Annotated in this window: 19 protein-coding genes; 3 read left to right on the top strand and 16 right to left on the bottom strand. The window is 70.3% G+C overall.

Going from position 1 to position 19,416, the window contains the following annotated elements:
- Positions 1-12 precede the first annotated feature (12 nt).
- The 3 genes from ACGF4F_RS29560 to ACGF4F_RS29550 all read right to left on the bottom strand — a co-directional run bounded on the left by ACGF4F_RS29560 (position 13) and on the right by ACGF4F_RS29550 (position 3,739).
- Positions 13-930, bottom strand: coding sequence for a dihydrodipicolinate synthase family protein (locus ACGF4F_RS29560; RefSeq protein WP_393082358.1), 918 nt, complete (start codon positions 928-930; stop codon positions 13-15).
- Entirely contained in the window at positions 927-2,105 is a 1,179-nt protein-coding gene (locus ACGF4F_RS29555; RefSeq protein ID WP_393082355.1) for a mandelate racemase/muconate lactonizing enzyme family protein, read from the bottom strand. The genes ACGF4F_RS29560 and ACGF4F_RS29555 overlap by 4 nt, the downstream gene beginning before the upstream one ends.
- A gap of 1,151 nt (positions 2,106-3,256) precedes the next feature.
- Positions 3,257-3,739, bottom strand: a complete 483-nt coding sequence (locus tag ACGF4F_RS29550) for a MarR family winged helix-turn-helix transcriptional regulator (RefSeq protein ID WP_393082352.1) — start codon at positions 3,737-3,739, stop codon at positions 3,257-3,259.
- A gap of 70 nt (positions 3,740-3,809) precedes the next feature.
- On the opposite strand from ACGF4F_RS29550, the gene ACGF4F_RS29545 reads away from it, so the two are divergent.
- Both ACGF4F_RS29545 and ACGF4F_RS29540 read left to right on the top strand, forming a co-directional pair.
- Positions 3,810-4,577: an SDR family NAD(P)-dependent oxidoreductase gene (locus ACGF4F_RS29545; RefSeq protein ID WP_393082349.1), complete on the top strand. Its 768-nt coding sequence runs from the start codon at positions 3,810-3,812 to the stop codon at positions 4,575-4,577.
- Positions 4,574-5,281: a DUF4386 domain-containing protein gene (locus tag ACGF4F_RS29540; protein WP_393082346.1), complete on the top strand. Its 708-nt coding sequence runs from the start codon at positions 4,574-4,576 to the stop codon at positions 5,279-5,281. Before ACGF4F_RS29545 ends, ACGF4F_RS29540 begins: the two co-directional genes overlap by 4 nt.
- A 91-nt stretch (positions 5,282-5,372) precedes the next feature.
- Here the strand turns inward: ACGF4F_RS29540 and ACGF4F_RS29535 are convergent, their stop codons facing one another.
- From ACGF4F_RS29535 to ACGF4F_RS29495, 9 genes are all read right to left on the bottom strand, one after another.
- Complete coding sequence (locus ACGF4F_RS29535; RefSeq protein WP_393082343.1) at positions 5,373-5,501, bottom strand: hypothetical protein; 129 nt, start codon at positions 5,499-5,501, stop codon at positions 5,373-5,375.
- Positions 5,502-5,684: 183 nt separating this feature from the next.
- Positions 5,685-6,428 (bottom strand): sugar isomerase domain-containing protein, encoded by a 744-nt coding sequence (locus ACGF4F_RS29530; protein WP_393082341.1) that lies wholly within the window; start codon positions 6,426-6,428, stop codon positions 5,685-5,687.
- Positions 6,428-7,168, bottom strand: coding sequence for a sugar isomerase domain-containing protein (locus ACGF4F_RS29525; RefSeq protein WP_393082338.1), 741 nt, complete (start codon positions 7,166-7,168; stop codon positions 6,428-6,430). Before ACGF4F_RS29525 ends, ACGF4F_RS29530 begins: the two co-directional genes overlap by 1 nt.
- Complete coding sequence (locus ACGF4F_RS29520) at positions 7,168-7,863, bottom strand: N-acetylmannosamine-6-phosphate 2-epimerase (RefSeq protein ID WP_393082336.1); 696 nt, start codon at positions 7,861-7,863, stop codon at positions 7,168-7,170. The genes ACGF4F_RS29525 and ACGF4F_RS29520 overlap by 1 nt, the downstream gene beginning before the upstream one ends.
- A complete protein-coding gene (locus ACGF4F_RS29515; protein WP_393082333.1) occupies positions 7,860-8,837 on the bottom strand; it encodes an N-acetylglucosamine kinase in 978 nt (325 codons plus the stop codon). Before ACGF4F_RS29515 ends, ACGF4F_RS29520 begins: the two co-directional genes overlap by 4 nt.
- The gene (locus tag ACGF4F_RS29510; protein WP_393082329.1) at positions 8,834-9,613 is read right to left on the bottom strand and encodes a carbohydrate ABC transporter permease; all 780 of its coding nucleotides are present in this window, start codon (positions 9,611-9,613) and stop codon (positions 8,834-8,836) included. The genes ACGF4F_RS29515 and ACGF4F_RS29510 overlap by 4 nt, the downstream gene beginning before the upstream one ends.
- A 92-nt stretch (positions 9,614-9,705) precedes the next feature.
- Positions 9,706-10,650, bottom strand: a complete 945-nt coding sequence (locus tag ACGF4F_RS29505) for a carbohydrate ABC transporter permease (RefSeq protein ID WP_393082326.1) — start codon at positions 10,648-10,650, stop codon at positions 9,706-9,708.
- A complete protein-coding gene (locus tag ACGF4F_RS29500) occupies positions 10,647-11,933 on the bottom strand; it encodes an ABC transporter substrate-binding protein (protein ID WP_393082324.1) in 1,287 nt (428 codons plus the stop codon). The genes ACGF4F_RS29505 and ACGF4F_RS29500 overlap by 4 nt, the downstream gene beginning before the upstream one ends.
- A gap of 43 nt (positions 11,934-11,976) precedes the next feature.
- Positions 11,977-14,508, bottom strand: a complete 2,532-nt coding sequence (locus ACGF4F_RS29495) for an Ig-like domain-containing protein (protein WP_393082321.1) — start codon at positions 14,506-14,508, stop codon at positions 11,977-11,979.
- Positions 14,509-14,643: 135 nt separating this feature from the next.
- On the opposite strand from ACGF4F_RS29495, the gene ACGF4F_RS29490 reads away from it, so the two are divergent.
- Positions 14,644-15,531: a MurR/RpiR family transcriptional regulator gene (locus tag ACGF4F_RS29490; protein WP_393082318.1), complete on the top strand. Its 888-nt coding sequence runs from the start codon at positions 14,644-14,646 to the stop codon at positions 15,529-15,531.
- A gap of 46 nt (positions 15,532-15,577) precedes the next feature.
- Here ACGF4F_RS29490 and ACGF4F_RS29485 read toward each other — a convergent pair whose 3' ends face one another.
- The 4 genes from ACGF4F_RS29485 to ACGF4F_RS29470 are packed head-to-tail and all read right to left on the bottom strand — an operon-like array spanning position 15,578 to position 19,389.
- On the bottom strand, positions 15,578-16,531 hold the full coding sequence (locus ACGF4F_RS29485) for an ABC transporter ATP-binding protein (protein ID WP_393082315.1): 954 nt from the start codon (positions 16,529-16,531) through the stop codon (positions 15,578-15,580).
- Positions 16,528-17,553: an ABC transporter ATP-binding protein gene (locus tag ACGF4F_RS29480; protein WP_393082312.1), complete on the bottom strand. Its 1,026-nt coding sequence runs from the start codon at positions 17,551-17,553 to the stop codon at positions 16,528-16,530. Before ACGF4F_RS29480 ends, ACGF4F_RS29485 begins: the two co-directional genes overlap by 4 nt.
- The gene (locus ACGF4F_RS29475) at positions 17,550-18,476 is read right to left on the bottom strand and encodes an ABC transporter permease (protein ID WP_073835864.1); all 927 of its coding nucleotides are present in this window, start codon (positions 18,474-18,476) and stop codon (positions 17,550-17,552) included. The genes ACGF4F_RS29480 and ACGF4F_RS29475 overlap by 4 nt, the downstream gene beginning before the upstream one ends.
- Positions 18,469-19,389, bottom strand: a complete 921-nt coding sequence (locus tag ACGF4F_RS29470; protein ID WP_073835926.1) for an ABC transporter permease — start codon at positions 19,387-19,389, stop codon at positions 18,469-18,471. The genes ACGF4F_RS29475 and ACGF4F_RS29470 overlap by 8 nt, the downstream gene beginning before the upstream one ends.
- Positions 19,390-19,416: the final 27 nt, after the last annotated feature.

Genomic DNA, 19,416 nt, shown 5'->3' with positions numbered 1-19,416 from the left:
ACCGTCAGCCTCTCACGTTCGCCAGGACGGCAGCGGGGTCAGACTGAGGATCGAGTCCAGCGCGGCCCGGCTGCCGGCATCCAGCGCGGCGGCCGGGTCCCGCACGAACGCGCAGTCGATAATGCCCCGACGGACCAGAACCTCCTTGTGCACGGCCCAGGCCAGGCCCTGCTGCAGCCCAAAGCGCACCAACGGCAGCAGACGGGTGAACGCCTCGTGTGCGGACCGATGGTGCCCGGCCCGCCAGTCCGCCAGGATCGGCGCGAGCAGGTCGGTGAACTCGCACGCCGGCATGGTGCCGACCGCGCCGCGCGCGTACTCCTCGAGCACGAAGAACGCGTTCTGGCCGCCCAGCACGTCGAACTCGCCGTCGGTCGCGGTCACCACATCACCCACCTTCGGCGCGGTGGGCTGGCTTTCCACCTTCACCGACTCGACGCCGGTGAGCTTGCTCAGCTCGACGATCAACGGGACCGGCATGCTCACACCGGTGCTCGCGGGCGCGTCCTGCACCATGACGTGCAGACCGCTGCGTTCGGCCACCGTGCCGTAGAAGTCCACCACCTGCCCGCCGGCCGGCTTGACCAGATAGGGCGGCAAGACCATCAACGCATCGGCGCCGCCGTCGCGCGCGGCGAGCGCCTGCTCGATCGAGGTCGAGGTGCTGGTGGCGTTGACTCCGGCTACCAGCGGAACTTCTGGCCCGGCCACCGCACGGGTCTCGGCCAGGATGGTGGCCCGTTCCGCGGCCGTGAGGGCGAATCCCTCGCTGGCCAGGCCGAAGACGGCCACGCCGTCCGCGCCGGCGGCGAGCTGGAACTCCACGAGCCGACGCAGGCCGGGTACGTCCAGTGCGCCGGTGGCATCGAACGGGGTGGCGAGGATCGGGACCAGCCCGCGTACGCGGAGCTGGGACTCAGGTGTGCTCAACTCTCCTCCGAAAGGGCGCTGACGGTGTGGTCGTCCACTTCGATCCCGAGACCGGGACCGTTCGGCACGGCGAAGCCGTCCGGGCCGCCGGGCAGCGGTGCGGCCAGGATGCGTTGTCCGACCTCGGTCGCCGTGGGTTGGTACTCGAAGACGGTGAACAGCTCGGCGGCCGCGCTGACCTGTAGCCCGGCGGCGAGGGCCACGCCGAGACCGACGGAGTGGTGCGGCGCGATCGGGAGGTGGTACGCCGCGGCGAGCTCGGCCACCGCCATCGCCTCGCTGATGCCGGTACGCGCCACGTCCGGTTGAACCAGGCCGACCGCACGTTCCCGTATCCAGGGCAGGAACTCGTACCGGTGGCGCAGTGCCTCGCCGACCGCCACCGGCAGGTCGATCCGCCTGGCCAGGTCAGCGTGACCGGCCAGGTCCTCCGGCGCCAACGGCGCCTCGAGGAAGAGGACGCCGCGAGCCGCCAGGCCCCGGCCCAGCCTGGTCGCGGCAGACAGGTCGTACCTCCAGTGCGCGTCCACGGCCAGCGCGACGCTCGGGGCGGCTGCCCGCACCGCGTCGACAGTCGCCAGATCCTTGTCGACGCCGTGCCCGAGGTGCAGCTTGATCCGCTCGACGCCCTTCGCCGCCCACTCCGCGGCGAGCACGCCGCGCTCGCCGTCGTCGCGGGACGGCAGGCCGGAGACGTACGTCGGAACGTGCTCGCGGAACGCCCCACCTAAGAGTTCGTGCACCGGCAGACCGGCCAGGCGGCCTGCGAGGTCCCATAGTGCGATGTCGACGGCGGCCAGGGCATCGCCCTGGTGCCCGCCGAGGTGCCCCCGCTCGCGCATCAGGTCACGCAACGCGGCGCTCAGCGGCCGCACCCGGGACGGGTCGGCGCCGATGAGCACCGGCGCGAGCAGGCGGCGTACCACCTCGGCGGGGACCTCCGGCGCGACCGGCGCGAGGGCCTCTCCCCAGCCAGTGACCCCCGAGGTGGTGGTCAGCCTGACCAGCAGGGTCTCGAACCGTGGTGAGTAGATGCTGCGCCACGGGTGCCGAACCGCGTATCCCGACGGTGGCGCGGCCGACTCGGTAACACCGTTGGCCGAACCAAGGTACGGCTCGGCGTGCTGAAGCTTCAGGACGAAGCAGTCCACGGCGGCGATCCGCGTCCGGACCATGGCTTGGCGCTCCTCACCCTTGTCACATTATGGAATTCGATTCCACAATACGGGTTAGGCGTTCGTCAAGTGGTCCCGTGACCCGAGACCGTACCCGAATCCACTCCCGGATTCGTCCTGAGCAGGACGGTTGAGGGCGTGCCCTGCGCATAGCCAAGGTTCATGTCGAACGACGACGCCCCAGACAGTTGCCTCAGCCGATTGCTCGATCCTCGGGTTCGTGCGGTCTCGCCCACCCAGTCGAACGAACTCCCCCGCACGGTGGCCGGCAGGTGACAGCTGCGGTGTCTGCCGCCGAGCGGCGCCGGCCCGCGACGCCAAAGCTGACGGACCGGGTAACCGCAGAACATCCGCCCGTGGTCACCTACATCCGCCGGGCGGGCGGCTGGATCTGACGAACCAGCGGATGTAGTCGCCGATGGCGGTGTCCTGCCCGGCGTCCAGGGTTGCGGGCGCATCTGCACCGGTCCCTCAGTTGGCGCGGCTTGCGCAGTTGGCTGCTGTTCAGTGACCCGGCTGCTCCCACGCCGCTCCCCCGCTGGACCCACGGGCATGCGGTCCGGATCAGCCTGTAGCGTGCGCTGCTACGCCTGCACCAACGCCAGGACGGATTTGGCGCCTGGTTGTCGCTGCCGACGGTGATCGCTCGTGCGGTGTTGGGGTGATGCCGGCCGACCGTCGCGTTTGGCACGGCCGACCCGGTGCCGCTGGCAGCCAGGTCGGTGGGAGCCGGTCATCACGCTGCGGTGATGCCGCAACCACCTGCAGTAGTCGTGTTCGGATGTGGGAACGGGCGGTCGACGAGCTGTGGATCGCGCTCGGCAGGGCCAGGCAGGGCGGTTCCGACTGCGGCGCGGCAGCGATCTCGACGACTTGAGTTCCAACGCGGGGCGTCAGGGGTACCGGTAGTACGGGCCGACAAACCAATGGATATGGCCTGAACTGTGTGGGCCGGGCCTCGGTCAGGGCCGTCGGCCGGCGGCGGCTTCAGCCTGGGAAGTCTCGGGCAGGCAGACGTACACCGCCGTGCCGCTGTTGGTAGTTTCTTGGCCAGCACCGACTTTCGCTCACCGGTAGCGGCGCGCTGGCGCAGCCCCTGAGCTGCGGCGGTGACGGCTGACTTGCGGCCGGTGTAGACGTCGCGCTGCTTGTCACCGTGGGGTGCTCAGGTTTCGGTATCCGGGGTGCACGTGCGGGACGAGTCCCTGCTGGTTGGCGATTCGCTGCAGTAGGTTGGCGAGTTGGGACCGCTCGTCGGTGCTGAGGGCGGCGCAGAGGTCGTCTTCGTGGGCGGTGGCGATGGATCGCATCCGCATCAGCACCTGCTGGCCATCGGTGGTGAGGTGCAGCGCGTGGTGGCGGCGGTCGGTCTCGCCGGACCGCCGCTCGACAAGCCCTTTGCGCTCGAGGCTGTCGACGAGCGCGACGACCCGGCTCGGTACGACGCCGAGGTCCGTCGCGAGCGAGCGCTGGCTTCGCCCGGGCTGGCTGGCGATCATGCGCAGCAGTCCGACGTCTGCCGGGGTCAACCCGAGTTCCTTTACCCGCTGGGCGAAGCGCTCGGCTGCGTGTGCGCCGAGCTGAGCCAGCAGGAACGTCGCTCCGCTGGGGCCGGCTTGCCGTCGTGAGGTCACCCCGATATGTTACACACAAGTGAACGGTTCAGTCTGGTGAACTGTTCACCTGCGAGAAGGGAGATCTGGAATGCCAGCCATCCGTTATCCCGATCTAACCGGCAGGGTTGCGCTCGTCACCGGCGGTTCACGCGGCATCGGCGCGGCGACCTGCCGCGCCTTGGCCGCCAACGGCGTGCGGGTCGCCGTCAACGGCCGGGACGAGGCGGCGCTCGCCGGCGTCGTGGCCGGCATCGCCTCCGACGGCGGCCAGGCCATCGCCGTGCCCGGTGACGTCACCGACGCCACCACCGTGCGCCGCGTCCGTGAGAGGGTGGAGGCCGCCTTCGGTCCGGTCGACATCCTCGCCACCATCGCCGGCGGGCAGGGCCGACCCGTACCTACCGTCGCCCTCGACGCCCAGCAGTGGCGCGCGACGGTGGAGTCGGAACTGACCTCGACGTTTCTCGCCGTGCACGAGGTGCTGCCCGGCATGGTGCGCCAACGACGCGGCGCGATCATCACCATGGCCTCCAGCGCTGGACGCCAACCAAGCCAGGCCAACGCCGCGTACGCGGCCGCGAAGGCCGGTGTCGTCATGTTCACCCGACACCTGGCCAACGAGGTCGGTCAGCATGCCGTCCGGGTCAACTGCCTGGCCCCGTCCGCTGTCCGCAACGACCGTATGGAGCAAGCAATGAGCACTCAGCAGCTCGACGAACTGGCCCGGCAATTCCCGCTGGGACGCATCGGCGAGCCCGACGACGTCGCTGAGGCGGTGCTGTTCCTGGCATCCGACGCGTCGTCCTGGATCACCGGTGTCACCCTCGACCTGACCGGCGGGCGGGTGATCGCATGACCACCACAAACGCAACCCAGCGCCGCCGCCACCAGACCGGGCCACCGCTCGGCGTCCTCGCCGTCGTGTTCGCGGGCCTGTTCATCGCCAGCCTCGTCCTCGGCACCCTGCTCGCCGGCAGCAAGCCCTACCCGTCGCCGTTCGGCCCCGCAGCCGACATCCTGGCGTATTTCCGCGATCATCAGCGCGCAGTGCAGGTCGGCGCGGCGCTGCAGTTCGCCGCCGCCATCCCGCTGGCCATCTACAGCGCGACCGTCTCCGCGCGCCTGCACCAACTCGGCGTCCGGGCACCCGGCGCGACCATCGCGCTCATCGGCGGGACTCTCTCCGCCGCATTCCTCGCCCTCTGCGGCCTGCTCGGCTGGGTCACCTCCCAACCCGAGGTGCTCGACGATCCGGCCCTCGTGCGCGGTCTGCAATACCTCACCTTCGCCACCGGCGGTGTCGGCCACGTGGTGCCGCTGGGTCTGCTGATCGCCGGCGTGGCCGTGCCCGGCCTCCTCGCCCGGCTACTGCCACGCTGGCTTGCCTGGTCTGGCCTGATCATCGCCGCCGTCGCCGAAATCGCCACCCTGAGCCTGCTCATCGACAACGCAGCCATCCTCCTCCCGATCGCCCGCTTCACCGGCCTCGCCTGGCTGATCACTGCGGGCTTCCGGCTACCCCGGCAACGACCACCCAGAGCCGAGAACGCCAGAAACTGAGACTTGCCGGCTATCGAAAGACCCGGCGGCGGCCAGCCTTACCGCCGTCGGGCCTTCCGCCTCGGCGGTGGGACATGCCCGCAGGCAGCCCTCATCCTGCTCTGAGGGCTTCGATGTCGCTGGCGGTCACCTCGTCCAGCCGTAGATGGCCGAGCGCGCCGGCCATCCGGTTCCAGTAGGGGCCGTAGGTGCGGCGGATGCCCGGGCTGGCCGCAGCCATGATCCGCGGTACGTACTCAGCGAGCGTCGGTATGCGGCAGGACGGATCAGGGTGGGCGATGAGCAGACCAGCACCCCGCCACGACGTCGGCAAAACAGCCAAGCGCAACCTGAGCATCACGGCACGTAAACCGCGCACGTTCCGCCCGCCACTCGCGGGCGGGGCCCTTGCTGGTCCCGCAGGTCAGCCCAGATAATCGACGCGGCCGGCGTACTCGCGGAACAGGTGGCGGTTGGCCGCGTCGCCGGCGTCCAGGTTGGCTGAGCGGTAAACCGGCGGCGCGATCCCGCGTGCGGCAAGGAGTTCGGCCACCTCGACGCAGAGGCCGTGCAGCATCGCCGTGCCGACCGCCGACGACGTCGGCCCGGCCACGACCCCGGTACCGCCGACCGGCACGCAGGCGTCGCCGATCACACCGGGCAGGTCGATGACGATGTCGGCGGTTTCGAACAGCCGCCGGGTGCCCCGCGCGGACACCTCGCGCGAGTACGCCAGCGACGTCAGCGCCACCACGGTCGCGCCGCGTTCCTGGGCTACTTCGGCCGCCTCAACGGTGGCCGGGTTGCGACCGGACACCGAGATCAGGATCAGTACGTCCCCCGGGTCGAGCGCGATCCTTTCGAAGATTTGGCAGCCCAGGCCAGGCTGCCGTTCCAGGTCCGAGGTGCGGGTGATCGGGCGGACGTTGAGCATCAGCTCGGCCGGGAGCACGGCGTCCAGCGGGGCCAACCCACCGGCCCGGTAGACCAGATCCTGGGCCAGCAGCCCGGCATGGCTCGATCCGAACACGCGTACGCGGCGCCCGGCGGCGATGGCGCCGGCGATGGCGGCCGCGGCTGCGGCGACCGCTTCCTGCCGGTCCGCGTCGCCGGCCTCGCGCAGGAAGCGTTCCACCGCCGCCAGGTAGCGCAGGTAACCGTCCGGCATCAGACCCCCGTCTCGGTGTACCGTGCTTCGGCCTCGCGCAGCCGCTCCCACCCGCCGGGCAGGTGCACGCTCTGGTAGACGGTCGGGACCACCCCGCGGGCGAGAAGCCGCTCGATGGTGCCGGCGTTGAGCGCCCACATCAGCGCCGCGCCGAGCACTCCGGAGGCCGGGTTGGCCCGCACGTCGAGCCCGTCCAGGTCGAGCATCGAGTCGCCGTAGCCGGCTTGATTGTCCAGTACCACGTCGGCCACGTCATGCAGCCGTTGCCCGCTGGAGTGTTCCGGATCCAGTCGCTTGGCGTGGGCCGGCGCGGTCAGCGCGATGACGAACAGGCCCGCCGCCCGCGCGGCCAGCGCCAGTTCGATCACCCGGGGTGAGGTACCCGATACCGAACTGATCACGAGCACGTCGCCCCGGCGCAGGCTGTCGCCGGCGAATACCCAGCGCAGCAGCGTACGTTCGGCCTCCTCGCCGGCGGCCGGTCGGGGTCCGCGGCGCAAGTTGGTGTTGTCTAGCGTCCCGCCGTAGCGCAGCGGGGTGAATGCGACCAGGCCGCCGGTACGGCAGACCATCTCGTGGGCGACGAGATGCCCGGTGTCGAAGACGTGGATGACGCCGCCGGCGGCCAGCGAGTCGGCACACGCGTCCGCAGCGGCGGCCAGCGCACCGGCCTGGGTCGCGGCCGCGTCCCGCAGCTTGCCGATGAACGCGTCGAAGGAACGTGCGATGGCGTCGGTCATCAGGACCTCACCTCGGCGGCGGCCTGGACGAAGCGGCGGGTGATGAACTCCGGCACGGTGATGGCCGAGCCGATGACGACGGCGTAGGCGCCGGCGGCGAAGCAGCGCTGCACCTCCTCCACCGTCCAGATGCGGCCCTCGACAATGGTCGGAACGCCGGCTGCGGTCAGCTCCTCGACGAGAGCGAACGCGGGACCGTCGGCCGCCGACGACTGTTCGGTGTAGCCGGCCAGCGTGGTGGCTACCACGTCGGCACCGGCGTCGATGGCGGCCCGGCCCTCGGCAGCGGTGGCGATGTCCGCCATCACCGGCCGACCCAGCCGGTGTACGCCTGCGATGATGCGCTCCAGCGTCTCGCCCGCCGGGCGCGGGCGGGCGGTCCCGTCCAGGGCCACGATGTCCGCGCCGGCCGCCACCACGGCTTCGGCGTCGGCCAGGGTCGGCGTGATGTAGACCGGGCTGCCAGGCTGTTCCCGCTTGTGGATGCCGATGATCGGCAGCGGGTTGGCCGCCCGTACCGCGGTTATGTTGGCCGGGCCGTCGACGCGGAAGCCGCGGGCTCCGCCGCGCGCGGCCGACCCGGCCAGCGCGGCGATGATGGCCGGACTGTTGAGCGGGCTGCCCGGCCCGGCCTGGCAGGACACGACGACGCCGTCGCGCAGTTGTTCGAGCAGGGACGTGGCTTGGCTGATCACAGATTCTCCCGTGTGGTCATGGTGGATCGGACGGTGGCGAGGACGCCAGCGGTGGCCGGGTGGCCGGCCATGTCGAGCGCGAGCAGGTACGCGCCGACGACCGGCGGGACGCTGGGCCGGACCGCGATCGCGTCGGGCAGCCGCCGGCCCAGTTCGGCGACGAACGCTGTCCACACCGGACCAGTCGGGGTCAGCACGCCACCGGTGCCGACCACGGTCCGCGGGGTGGGCAGGAAGCCGGCTCGGCTGGCCACCACTTCCGCCAGCGACGCCAGTTCGGTCGCGGCGGCGGCGATGAGTTCCCGGGCGGCCGGGTCGCCGGCCGCCGCCTCGGCCGCCACGATCCGGGCCAGCCCGGCGATCCGGGGTACGTCGAGGGTCCCGTCCGCGGCCGCGTTGAACAGTTCGCGCAGGTGCGGCAGGCCGAGGTCGGCGACAATCCGCGCGGTCAGCGAGGTGGCGGGTCCACGCCCGTCCGCGCCCCGAATGGCCGCGCGGATCCCGTGCAGCCCCAGCCAGTACCCGCCGCCCTCGTCGCCGAGTCGGTGCCCCCAGCCACCCGCGGTGACCTGCTGCCCGTCGGGTCCGAGCGCGAGCGCCACGACGCCGGTGCCAGCCGCGACGACGATGCCGGGCCGGCCAAGCGTCCCGCTCGCCAGAGCACCCATCGCGTCGGTGTCGGCGTGCAGCCGGTCGACGTCGACAAGGGCGCGCAGCGCCGGTCCCGCCTCGGTGATGCCTGCGGTGAGGCTCAGGTACGCGGCGGCGACGCGGTGCGGCCGCGGTCGCACCGCGTCCAGGGCTCGGCCCGCCGCCACGGCGACCGCCTCGCATACCCGGTCCCGGCCGCCCGGTTCGGCCACGTGGCTGAGCGGCGGGCCGGTGCCGGAGGCCAGCAGCCGTCCGTCCAGCGTGCCGAGGACGCACCGGGTCGATGACTGTCCACCATCGATACCCAGCACATATGCCGTCACCCTTTCACCGCCCCGGCCATGATGCCGCGGATGATGAAGCGCTGGAAGGCGAGGTAGGCCAGGACTACCGGAACGGTGGTGATGGACAGGGCGGCCATCATCAGGCCGTAGTTGGCGAAGTAGGTGCCTTGGAACGTCTGCAGCCCGACCTGCAGCGGCATCTTGCCCGCGTCGGAGAACACCACCAGCGCCAGCACGAACTCGTTCCAGCAGCTCAGGATCGTCAGGATGGCCACGGTGGCGATGGCCGGCCGGGCCAGTGGGAGCGCGATCCGCCAGTACACGCTCAGCCGGCCGGCGCCGTCCACCTGGGCCGCCTCCTCGATTTCGCGGGGCAGCTCGTCGAAGAACCGGCGCAGGATGAACACCGCCACCGGCAGGCACGAGTTCACCAGCGGTAGGATGTAGCCCAGCCGGGTGTCGACCAGTCCGAGCCGGACCAGCACCACGTAGAGCGGGATGAACGCGCCCGGCACCGGGATGAACAGGAATACCAGCAGGGTGGAGTAGATGAGGTTCCGTCCCGGGAAGCGCAGCCGGGAGAACGCGTATGCGGCGCACGAGCTGACCAGCAGCACGCCGATGGTGGCGGTGGCGGTGTAGAGCACGCTGTTGCCGAGGTACGTGCCGAACGACGCTTGCCGCCAGGCCTGGGTGTAGTTCTCCCAGTGCCATGACGCGGGCAGCAGGCGGACCCCGGCATAGATCTCCTGGGTGCTCTGCATCGACGCGGACAGCATGTAGACCACCGGCAGCAGCGACGCTGCGGCCCACATCATCAGTCCGATATGGATAGATGCACTCCGGGTGGCCCGGCGGCCGTCGGACGCGGGCTGCATGACCGTCCGTGCGCTCATGGCCGCCCGCGTCATCGGGTACGGTCCCGGCGGGAGACGCGCATGGCGAGGGCGGAGACGGCGAGGAGGATGATGCCGAGCACGACCGACAGCGCGGTGGCGTAGCCGAACTGGCTGAACTCGAACGCGGCCCGGTAGATGTGCAGAACCGGCACCTCGGTGGCGTATCCGGGGCCACCGCCGGTCATCGCCAGCACCAGGTTGAATATCTGCATCGCGCCGAGCAGCGTGAGGACGCTCACCATGCCGATGGTCGGGGTGAGCCAGGGCAGCGTCACCGCGCGGAAGCGCTGCCACGGGTTGGCGCCGTCGACTGCGGCGGCCTCGTTCAGTTCCTCCGGGATGCTCTGCAACGCCGCTAGGAACAGCAGGAACGCGTTGCCCACACCCTGCCAGACGGACGCGATTGAGACCGCCCACAGCGCGGTGCCGCTCTCGGCCAGCCACGGTCGGGCCAGGGACTCGATGCCGAGTGCAGTGAACAGCTCGGCGAGCGGCCCGCCGTACGGCTGGTAGATCCAGCGCCAGACCAGCGCGACCACGATGCCGGACAGCACCGGCGGGAGGTAGAACGCGGTGCGGTAGAAGGCGGCGCTGCGTCGGCGGCGGTTTACCCCGAGCGCCAGCAGCAGGCTGAGGCCCTGCATCAGGGTGAGCGCCACGACCGCGAACAACAGCCCGTGCCACAGCGAGGACCACCACACTCGGTCGCGCAGCGACTGGACGTAGTTGTCCAGTCCGACGTAACCGAACGACGCGCTCAGGCCGTCCCAGTCGGTGAAGCTGAGCTGGAGGGTGCGCAGGAACGGGTACAGGCTGAAGACGAGGAAGAGCACGACGAGCGGCGCGACGAACGCGTACGCGACGGCCCAGTCCCGGGTGCGCCGCCAGCGCCGGGCGGGACTGCTGCCCGCCGCCGTGGTGGCGGCGGGCAGCCGGTGGAGCTGTGCGGTCACTGCGCCCGCCCGGTCGTTGCGGCCTTCTGCATGAGCTCGGCGACGTGTTCAGGGGTGTCCTCGCCGGCGAGGATCCGTTGCAGGCCCTTCTGCATGGTGGTGTCCACCGGGGCCGGCATGTTGGCGCCGAGGGTCGGGATGAGCGCGTCCATTCGGCTGGCGAACGCGGCCAGGTTGGGATCCAGCTTCTGCCCGCCCGCCGCCTCCACGTTAGCCGGCAGGTTCAGACTGCTGCTCGCGTACGCGGTCTGCTGGCTGGTCTCGGTGAGCCAGCGCAGGAACTTGACCGCTTCGGCGGACTGAGGTGAGCTGCCGACGACGAACGCCATCGCGCCCACCCCGCCGGGGATCCGGACCGGATGCGGGCCGGCCGACGGCGGCACGAATACGCCGTAGTCGACGAAGTTCGGGTTCTGCTGCTTGAACACGCCCAACGCCCAGGAACCGTCGAAGATCATCGCGGCTTGGCCGTTGACGAACAGGCTCTCCGCGGCGGGCGCGTCGTTGGTCAGGGTGCCCTTCGCCAGCGCGCCGGACTTGCCAAGGGTGACGAACAGCCGCAGGAACTCCCGCCACTCCGAGGACGTGTACGGTAGCTTGCCGGAGAACGTGGCGTTGAGCTTCTCCTCGCCGATGATGTTCCATTGGTACACCTGTGCCAGTGCGCCCAGCGGCCAGGCGCCGAGCCCGGCGACGAACGGCGCGATGCCTGCCGCGGACAGCTTCCGGCTGTCGTCCAGGAACTCCGCGAATGTGGTCGGCGGCCCGTCTATCCCGGCCTGCGCGAACAGCTTCTTGTTGTAGAGGAACTGCATGTTGTTGCTGTCCAGCGGGACCAGGTATGGGCCCGGCTCGACGCCGAACGTGTTGTCCTCCGGGAACGACGCGGCGGCCAGCATCGACGGCTGGAAGGTCTTGTTCCACCCGCTGTCCATCGCGTCGCGCAGGTTCATCATCCGGTTCGACTTGGCGTACGGCGCGGTCTTCTCGCCGATGCCGGTCCATGCGGCGGAGATGTCGGGCAGTGTGTTCGCCTGGGCCGCGGCCTGGAACTTCTCGCCCAGCGTATCGCCCGGTACCAGCGTCATCTTCACCGTGACGCCGGTCTGCTTCCGGTAGTCGGCGGCAAACTTGTCGAACAGGTCGGCCCGGTCGGTGAAGTAGTGCCAGAACACCAGGGTGGTCGAGTTCTTCGCGTCGTTCGTGGCGCCGGTACCGGTGCCGCATCCGGCCGCAGCGACGGCCAGGCACAGCGCCAGCGTGGCGCCGGCAAGTCTCCTCATCGGGTCAACTCCAGGGGTGTCGTGGGATCGGTGCGGACGGGCGTCACAGCCACAGCGACCCGTCGTACGGGAAGCTGAGCACCCGGATCAGGTGGGCCGACCCGAAGCCGAGCGTGGCCGGGTTGGCCGGACCTTCGACCTCGGTGTACTCGTCGACGAAGTGGCGGGCCAATTTCGGCTGGCCGGTGGCGACGGCGGCCATCGCCCACCACAGGTACATAGGGGTGTCCAGGGTGGACGTGGGTCGAACGCCGGCCTGCTCCACGTCGAACGCCTGTACCAATCGGCGCAGCAGTTCACCGTCGCCGCCCGCCGGCTGGCCGGGGCCGCCGCCGAGGACGCCCAGCATGAGTACGTTGGACAGCGCGTCCGGGTACCACGTCTCCAGCGGCCCGGACGGCTGTACGTCGTACGTGGGTGCGGTCACGTAGGTGCCGTAGTCGCCCAGGGAATCGCGCACGAACGCCTGCCGGACCGCGTACTGGGTACGGGCGGCGAGCGCGGTCGCGAGCCGTCCGGTCACCTGGTCGCCGGCGGCACCGGCGAGCCGGGCCATGGCCTGCAGCCCGAACCAGGTCTCGCTGTTGTCCTGGATGTATTGCAGCGGGTAGCTGGCCTTCGCGTCGGACAGCCCGTTCGCCTTGTAGACCGAGTCCAGCGATCCGTACACCTGTTCCGCGACCGGGTACCACGTCCGCAGGTACGACTGCCGGGGCACGCCGGCCGGCTGGGCCTCGCTGAGGTGCCAGAGCAGCAACAGGAACGTGGACGCGTAAGAGTCCACCGAGTCTGCGGTGCCGGTGTCCACAAGATCCGGCCACTGCCCGTGGTAGTCGTGGATGCTGCCGTCGGGCCGCAGGTGCGCCCGGTACCAGTCGGCGTACTTCTGCGCGGCGGCGAGGTAGGTCGGGCGCTGAGTCAGCTCGTACGCGCGTACCAGTCCCAGCGCCGCGAAGCTGCTGAAGTACGGGACGTAGCGCAGTACCTGGTCGCCCTCCGGCCCGACCGGGATGCTGCCGTCCGGGTTCTGGGTGCTCACGATGTGGTCGGCCAGGTCGGCTATCCGGCGCAGGTCGGCGGCGGGCACCCGGGACAGCCGTGGCTGGTCCGGGGCCTCGGCGGCCGGGATTTCCGCATAGCCCGCGGGGTCGCTGTTGACTCGTACCTGGTCGACGGTGAACGCCACCTCACCCGGCCCGGCCGTCACCAGCTTCAGCTCCATCGTGGACAGCGGTTGCCCGACGAAGGCGCGGGAGACCGCAGCGACGGGGACACTGACCGAGGTCCAGGAACCGACCACAACTCTTCCGGCGGCCACAGCCACCTCCTTGGCCCGCCCGTCCCGGGTGCCCAGCATCACCGCGAGTGACGCCGGGGCGGCGGTGCCGGTGATGTGGTACCGGAACGAGATGCGGCTGTTCTCGTCGCGTAGCGCCAGGTCGTGGATCTGCGCCAGGACGTACCCGGCGGACGGGTCGCTCGCGGTTGCCCGGATCGCACCGCCCGGTGCCAGCGCCGGCGCGCTGACGTGCTGCTGGCTGGCGCCGCTGGCGGCGTTGGTCCAGACCCGCCAATCGGTGGCGGCGGTGAAGTCGTCGGCGAACGCCACCTCGCTGCCGGATTGGCCGGCCCCGGTGCGGAACGTGGCCACCACCGGTGCCTCCAGCGCCGGGCCGTCCGCTGTGGCCACACCGGCGGCCCGCAGCGTGTACTCGGTCCGCGGGAGCAACGGCCGGTTCGGGACGAACGCGATCGCCCGCTGGCCGCTCAGGTACCGGACCGCGCCATCGATTCGTTTGCCGCGCCCGTCGGTCACTTCCACAGTGGACGCGTTGACGCTGGCTGGCTCCAGTCGCTGGTCGAACGTGACGACTGGGATCCGGTCCAGCGGGACGGAGCTGGCGCCGGCCGGTGGCGACACCGTGACCAGCCGGGGCGGCTGGGCCACCACCGGCACCCCGTTGGTGACAGCCACGTCATCCAGCGTGAATGCCGCAGTGCCGGCGGCCGGGTCGGTGATGGCTTTGACCACCAGCGTGCCGACCGTTGCGCCGGCCAGATCCGGCGACATGTCGGTGAGCCGGACACTGGCTTGGCGCCACTGGTCGGTGACGACGGTGTCGGGCAGCAGGGTGTAGTGCACCTTGGTCGCGGTATGCGCCTCTACGGACAGGCCCTTGTAAGCGGCAGTGCCGCTGGCGTGGTACCAGAACGACAGGACGGACTGATCCTCAACAAGGGACAACCCGCCGCGGATGGCCACGATGCCGATCTCCGGCTGGCCCGGGTTGGCACCGGCGGTCAGCCGCAGCGCACCGGTACCGGTGTGCACCGGGGTGCCCACCACCTCGGCGCCACCAGCGCTGCCGTTGGTCCAGAAGCTCCAGGCGTTGCCCGCCTCGAAGCCGTCCGCGAAGACGACCTCGGCCGCGTGCGCACTGGGCGGCGCGGCCAGGATCCCGACCGCGGCGACTGCGGCCGCCAGCGGCCCCGACAGCCACGCGCGGAGCCGCCCGGCCGCCCGCCACCGGGGCGGCCGGAGCCGGGCCGTGAGCACATCTGGGCGCACGGACATGGGCCCTCCTCATAGGGGTGGCCTGCGGAAACAGGCTTGGGGATCAGCTTCCGGGGCCCGGCCGTGGTTGTCAAGAGGCAAATCTGTCATCACCTCGATCGCTGATGAAGGAGATTTTCATGGTACGGTTGGTCTATGCCTCCGCCCGCGCCCGCCGATGCGACCCCACCCGTGCCAGCCGCCGCGGCGCCGCCCGCCCCCTCGCTGGCTTTCCTGCGCGGGCGGCTGGCCGGCATGTCCACCGCCGAACGGAAAATCGCCGACGCGATTCTGGACGCGCCGACCGACGTACTGAACATGACCATCACCGAGCTGGCCGACCGGGCTACGGTGAGCGAGGCCACCATCAGCCGCTTCTGCCGGCGGCTCAAGCTGCGCGGCTACCAGGAGCTTCGGATCCGCATCGCGCAGGAGTTGGCGCCGAACGCGGTTTCCGCCGCCGGCACCGCGTTCGACCGCCGGCCGGAGTGGATGCGAACGGCCGTCCTACGTGCCACCGGGATGATCGAGGAGACCGCGAACCTGCTCGACTCGTCCGCGCTCAGCCGCGCCATCGACCTGCTCAGCAACGCTCGCCGGGTGCTCTGCGTGGGCCAGGGCGCGTCCGGGGTGACCGCGCTGGACGCGGCCCACCACCTGATGAGCATCGGGATCGCCACCGAGTCGCACACCGATCCGCACGTGACCACGGTCGCCACCGCGCTGCTCACGCCGGATGACGTGGTGCTCGCGTTCAGTCGTACCGGCAGCACCAAGGATGTGGCCGCCTGCCTGCGGCTGGCCCGGTCGCAACGGGTACCGATCGTTGCGGTAACCAGCGCGCCGCGCTCGCCGGTGGCGCAGCTATCCACTGTGGTGCTTCAGGTCGCCGACGAGGGCACGGTGATCGGCAACCTGTACTCGAAGATGATGCAGCTGTTCGTTCTCGAGGTGTTGGTCGAGGGCTGCGCCGACGCCCTCGGCCCGACCGCACACCAGGCCTCCAAGAAAGTGATCGACGCCATCCTCGGCAAGCTCTACTGATAGCCGGCACGATGTGCCGTCGTGGCGGAGTAGCCGGTCCGCCAGGTCAGTGGCTGAGGTGGCAGGCCACGCGGGCGCCCGACGGATGGGCGTCGAGGGCTGGCTCGACCCGGGCGCAGATCTCCTGTGCCATCGGGCACCGGGTCCGGAATCGGCAGCCCGACGGTGGGGTCAGCGGGCTGGGCACCTCACCGGAGAGCACGATGCGCTGTCGCTCACGGCCCGGCACCGCCGAAAGCAGGGCCCGTGTGTACGGGTGCAGCGGGTTGGTCCGGACCTGCCGAGCGGTGCCCACCTCGACAACCCGGCCGAGATACATCACTGCCACCCGGTCGGACATGTAGTCCACCACCGCCAGGTCGTGCGCGACGAAGAGGTAGGTGAGGGAGAACTGCTGTCGTAGGGCGGCCAACAGGTTGAGCACCTGCGACTGGACGGAGACGTCCAACGCGGAGACCGGCTCATCGGCGACGATCAGCTTCGGCCGCAGCACCAACGCCCGGGCGATACCGATCCGCTGCCGCTGGCCGCCGGAGAACTCGTGCGGATACCGGCCAGCCGCCGACGTGTCCAGACCGACCGCTGCCAGGATCTCCTTTATTCGATGGTCGCGTTCGGCGCGGCTGCGTACCCCGTTGGCGTGCAGGCCTTCTCCCACGATGTCCCCGACGTGCATGCGCGGGTTCAGCGAGCCCACCGGATCCTGAAAGATGATCTGCAGGTCCCGGCGGATGGCCTTCATCCGTCGGGCGTCCAGTGTGGCCACGTCGACCCCATCGAAGATCACCTGCCCCGCGGTCGGCTCGATCAGCCGCAGGATGGACCGGCCGAGCGTGGACTTGCCGCAGCCGGACTCACCGACCAGACCCAGGGTCTCTCCCGGCATGATGTCCAGGTCCACTCCATCCACGGCCCGGATCTGGCCGACGGTCCGACGCAGCACGCCGGCCCGGACCGGGAAGTGTGTCTTCAGGCCCCGGACCGAAAGCAACGCGGTCACCGGTTCACCTCCCCGGCGGCAGCGGTGCGGGTGGCCGAACCGGTGCCGGGCGACCGGTCAACCGAGAGCCAGCAGCGGGTCTGATGCCGCCCGACGTTGGCCGTTGGCGGCGGTTCCGCACAGCGCTCGTGAGCGTACCCGCAGCGGGCGGCGAACCGGCAGCCAGCGGGCCATTCCAGCGGGCTAGGCACCACGCCGGGGATCACCCGCAGCGGCTCGTCCCGGCTCATCCCGAGCACCGGTACGGCGTGCAGCAGCGCCTCGGTGTAGGGATGCCTCGGGTTGGTCAGAACCTCCTCAGCGGTGCCCGACTCAACGATCTGACCGGCGTACATCACCGCCACGTCGTCGGCCATCTCCGCGACCACCCCGAGGTCATGTGTGATCATCATGATCGCCATACCCATCTTCTTCTGCAGGTCACGCATCAGCTCCAGAATCTGGGCCTGGATGGTCACGTCGAGCGCGGTGGTGGGCTCGTCGGCGACCAGCAGCTTCGGATGCGAGCTCAGCGCGATCGCGATCATCACGCGTTGCCGCATGCCCCCGGAGAGATGGTGCGGGTAATCCCACAGCCGACGGTCCGGAGACGGGATGCCGACAAGTGTCATCAGCTCCACCGCCCGGTCGAGGGCCGCCTTCCGGCTGACCGGCTGGTGTGCCCGGATCGCCTCGACGATCTGGTGGCCTACCGGGTAGACCGGGTCGAGGGAGGTCATCGGCTCCTGGAAGATCATGCTGAGATCTCGGCCCCGAATCCGGCGGTGCTCGCGGTCGCTGAGCCCGACCAGTTCCTGGCCGTCGAACCGGATCCGGCTGCCGGGCTGGATCTCGCCGGGCGCGTCGATCAGTCCCATCACCGACAGCGCCGTCGCGCTCTTGCCGCTGCCGGACTCGCCGACCACGCAGAGCGTACGGCCGGCTCGCACGGTCAGGTCCACGCCGTCCACCGCGCGGTAGACGCCGCGGATGGTGTGAAAATACGTCCGCAGATCACGGATCTCCAGTACGGGTTCCGTCATGTCCGCCTCCGACGCGGGATCTTGATCCGGGAACGCAACCGGGGGTCGAGCACGTCACGCGCGCCGTCGCCGAGCAGATTCACCGCGAGGATCACCAGCACGATGCAGAGCCCGGGGTAGGTGACCAGGGCCGGATTGCTGAAGATGAAGTCGCGGGACTCGCCGAGCATGGTGCCCCACTCCGGGGTGGGCTGACGGACCCCGAGGCCGAGGAAGCCGAGCCCGGCGGCGGTGAGGACGGCGCTGCCAAGCTCCAGCGGTGTCTGCACGATCACCGGGGTCATCGAGTTGGGTAGCACATGCCGCCAGAGGATCCGCCCCCGACTCACCCCGAGCGCGAGCGCGGCCTCGACGAACGGCCGTTCCCGGACGCTGAGCACCTGTGCCCGAATCAGCCGGACGAACCGGGGGAACGAGGTGAGCGCCACCCCGATGATCAGGTTACGCAGGCCGGGCCCGAGCACCGCGACCAACGCGAGGGCCAGCAGGAAGCTCGGGAAGGCCAGCACCACGTCGACCAGCCGCTGGACCACCAGGTCGACCCAACCCCGGTAGAACCCGGAGAGCGCACCGAGCGGCAGGCCGACCAGGACTCCGGTGGCCACCGCACCCAGGCCGATGATGATGGTGTACCGGGCTCCGAGGACCAGCCGGACCAGCTCATCGCGGCCCAACTGGTCGGTGCCCAGCCAGTGTGCTGCGCTCGGCGGTTGGAGACTGGCGGCCAGGTTCTGGTAGGCCATGTCGCTGGACGGGCTGCCGCCGGTCAGCCAGGGGCCGAGCACCACCAGCGCCAGGATCAGGCCGAGCAGGATCAGCCCGAGTCGGCTGCTGCGGTGCCGCCACAGCCGGCGGAGCAGCCGGTCCGGCCGCGCGCTGCGCGGGACGGGAATGGATACGGGGTCGACAACAGCATCAGTCATAGCGGATCCGGGGGTCGGCGTAGGCGTACAGGATGTCGGTCAGCAGGTTGACCAGGATGAGGGCCGCCGCGAAGACGAAGACGGTGCCCTGAACGGTGGCGAAGTCCCGGGCGCTGATCGAGTCGATGAGCAGACGCCCCAGGCCGGGCCAGGCGAAGATGGTCTCGGTGAGCACCGCCCCGCCGAGGAGCTGACCGAACTGGAGCCCGACCACCGTCATGATCGGCAGGGCGGCGTTGCGTAGCCCGTGCCGGATGACCAAGGCGCTCCGGCTGATGCCCTTGGCCCGGACGCTGCGGATGAAGTCCAGCTCCATCGTCTCCACCATCGCCGACCGGGTCTGCCGGGAGATGAAGCCGACAGCGAAGAACGACAGTGCCACGGTGGGCAGCACGACGCTTGCCCAGGAGTCGGAACCACCGGCGGGCAGCCAGCCGAGTTGGACCGAGAACAGCATGATCAGCAACAGCCCGACCCAATACACCGGCATCGAAACACCGAACACGGAGACCCCGGAGAGGATCAGGTCGACCACGCTGTCCCGGCGCAGTGCGGCGAGCACGCCGAGTGTGCAGCCGACAACCACCGCGACCACGATCGCCAGTACGGCCAGCGTGACCGTGGCCTGCGCCCGGGCGGCGATCTCGTCGATCACCGGGGTGCCGGTGCGGGCCGAGACCATCAGGTCGCCCTGCATCAGGCGGGTGATGTACTCGACGTACTGGCTCCAGATGCTGCCACCCAGTCCCAACTGCTGACGCAGCCGTTCAACGTCCTCGGCGGTCGCCTGCGGGCCGGCCATCACCCGGGCCGGATCGCCGGGGATGATCCGCATGAGCAGGAAGCTCACCGTGGCCACCCCGAACAGGGTCGGCACCGCGATCAGCAGGCGCCGGGCGACATAGCTCAGCATCGGCACGCCTCTCGTCCACGTTTGGAG

Source organism: Micromonospora sp. NPDC047740 (assembly GCF_043204735.1).
Lineage (GTDB): Bacteria > Actinomycetota > Actinomycetes > Mycobacteriales > Micromonosporaceae > Micromonospora.
The sequence above is the reverse complement of the archived record's forward strand: the minus strand, read 5'-3'. Positions and strand labels throughout refer to the sequence as shown.

Coding starts and splice junctions, on each gene's coding strand:
- ACGF4F_RS29470 (WP_073835926.1), bottom strand. CDS start 19,389: ATGCTGAGCTATGTCGCCCGGCGCCTGCTGATCGCGGTGCCGACCCTG.
- ACGF4F_RS29475 (WP_073835864.1), bottom strand. CDS start 18,476: ATGACTGATGCTGTTGTCGACCCCGTATCCATTCCCGTCCCGCGCAGC.
- ACGF4F_RS29555 (WP_393082355.1), bottom strand. CDS start 2,105: ATGGTCCGGACGCGGATCGCCGCCGTGGACTGCTTCGTCCTGAAGCTT.
- ACGF4F_RS29525 (WP_393082338.1), bottom strand. CDS start 7,168: ATGACCGACGCCATCGCACGTTCCTTCGACGCGTTCATCGGCAAGCTG.
- ACGF4F_RS29545 (WP_393082349.1), top strand. CDS start 3,810: ATGCCAGCCATCCGTTATCCCGATCTAACCGGCAGGGTTGCGCTCGTC.
- ACGF4F_RS29495 (WP_393082321.1), bottom strand. CDS start 14,508: ATGTCCGTGCGCCCAGATGTGCTCACGGCCCGGCTCCGGCCGCCCCGG.
- ACGF4F_RS29500 (WP_393082324.1), bottom strand. CDS start 11,933: ATGAGGAGACTTGCCGGCGCCACGCTGGCGCTGTGCCTGGCCGTCGCT.
- ACGF4F_RS29510 (WP_393082329.1), bottom strand. CDS start 9,613: ATGTGGGCCGCAGCGTCGCTGCTGCCGGTGGTCTACATGCTGTCCGCG.
- ACGF4F_RS29480 (WP_393082312.1), bottom strand. CDS start 17,553: ATGACGGAACCCGTACTGGAGATCCGTGATCTGCGGACGTATTTTCAC.
- ACGF4F_RS29535 (WP_393082343.1), bottom strand. CDS start 5,501: ATGGCTGCGGCCAGCCCGGGCATCCGCCGCACCTACGGCCCCTACTGG.
- ACGF4F_RS29490 (WP_393082318.1), top strand. CDS start 14,644: ATGCCTCCGCCCGCGCCCGCCGATGCGACCCCACCCGTGCCAGCCGCC.
- ACGF4F_RS29530 (WP_393082341.1), bottom strand. CDS start 6,428: ATGCCGGACGGTTACCTGCGCTACCTGGCGGCGGTGGAACGCTTCCTG.
- ACGF4F_RS29540 (WP_393082346.1), top strand. CDS start 4,574: ATGACCACCACAAACGCAACCCAGCGCCGCCGCCACCAGACCGGGCCA.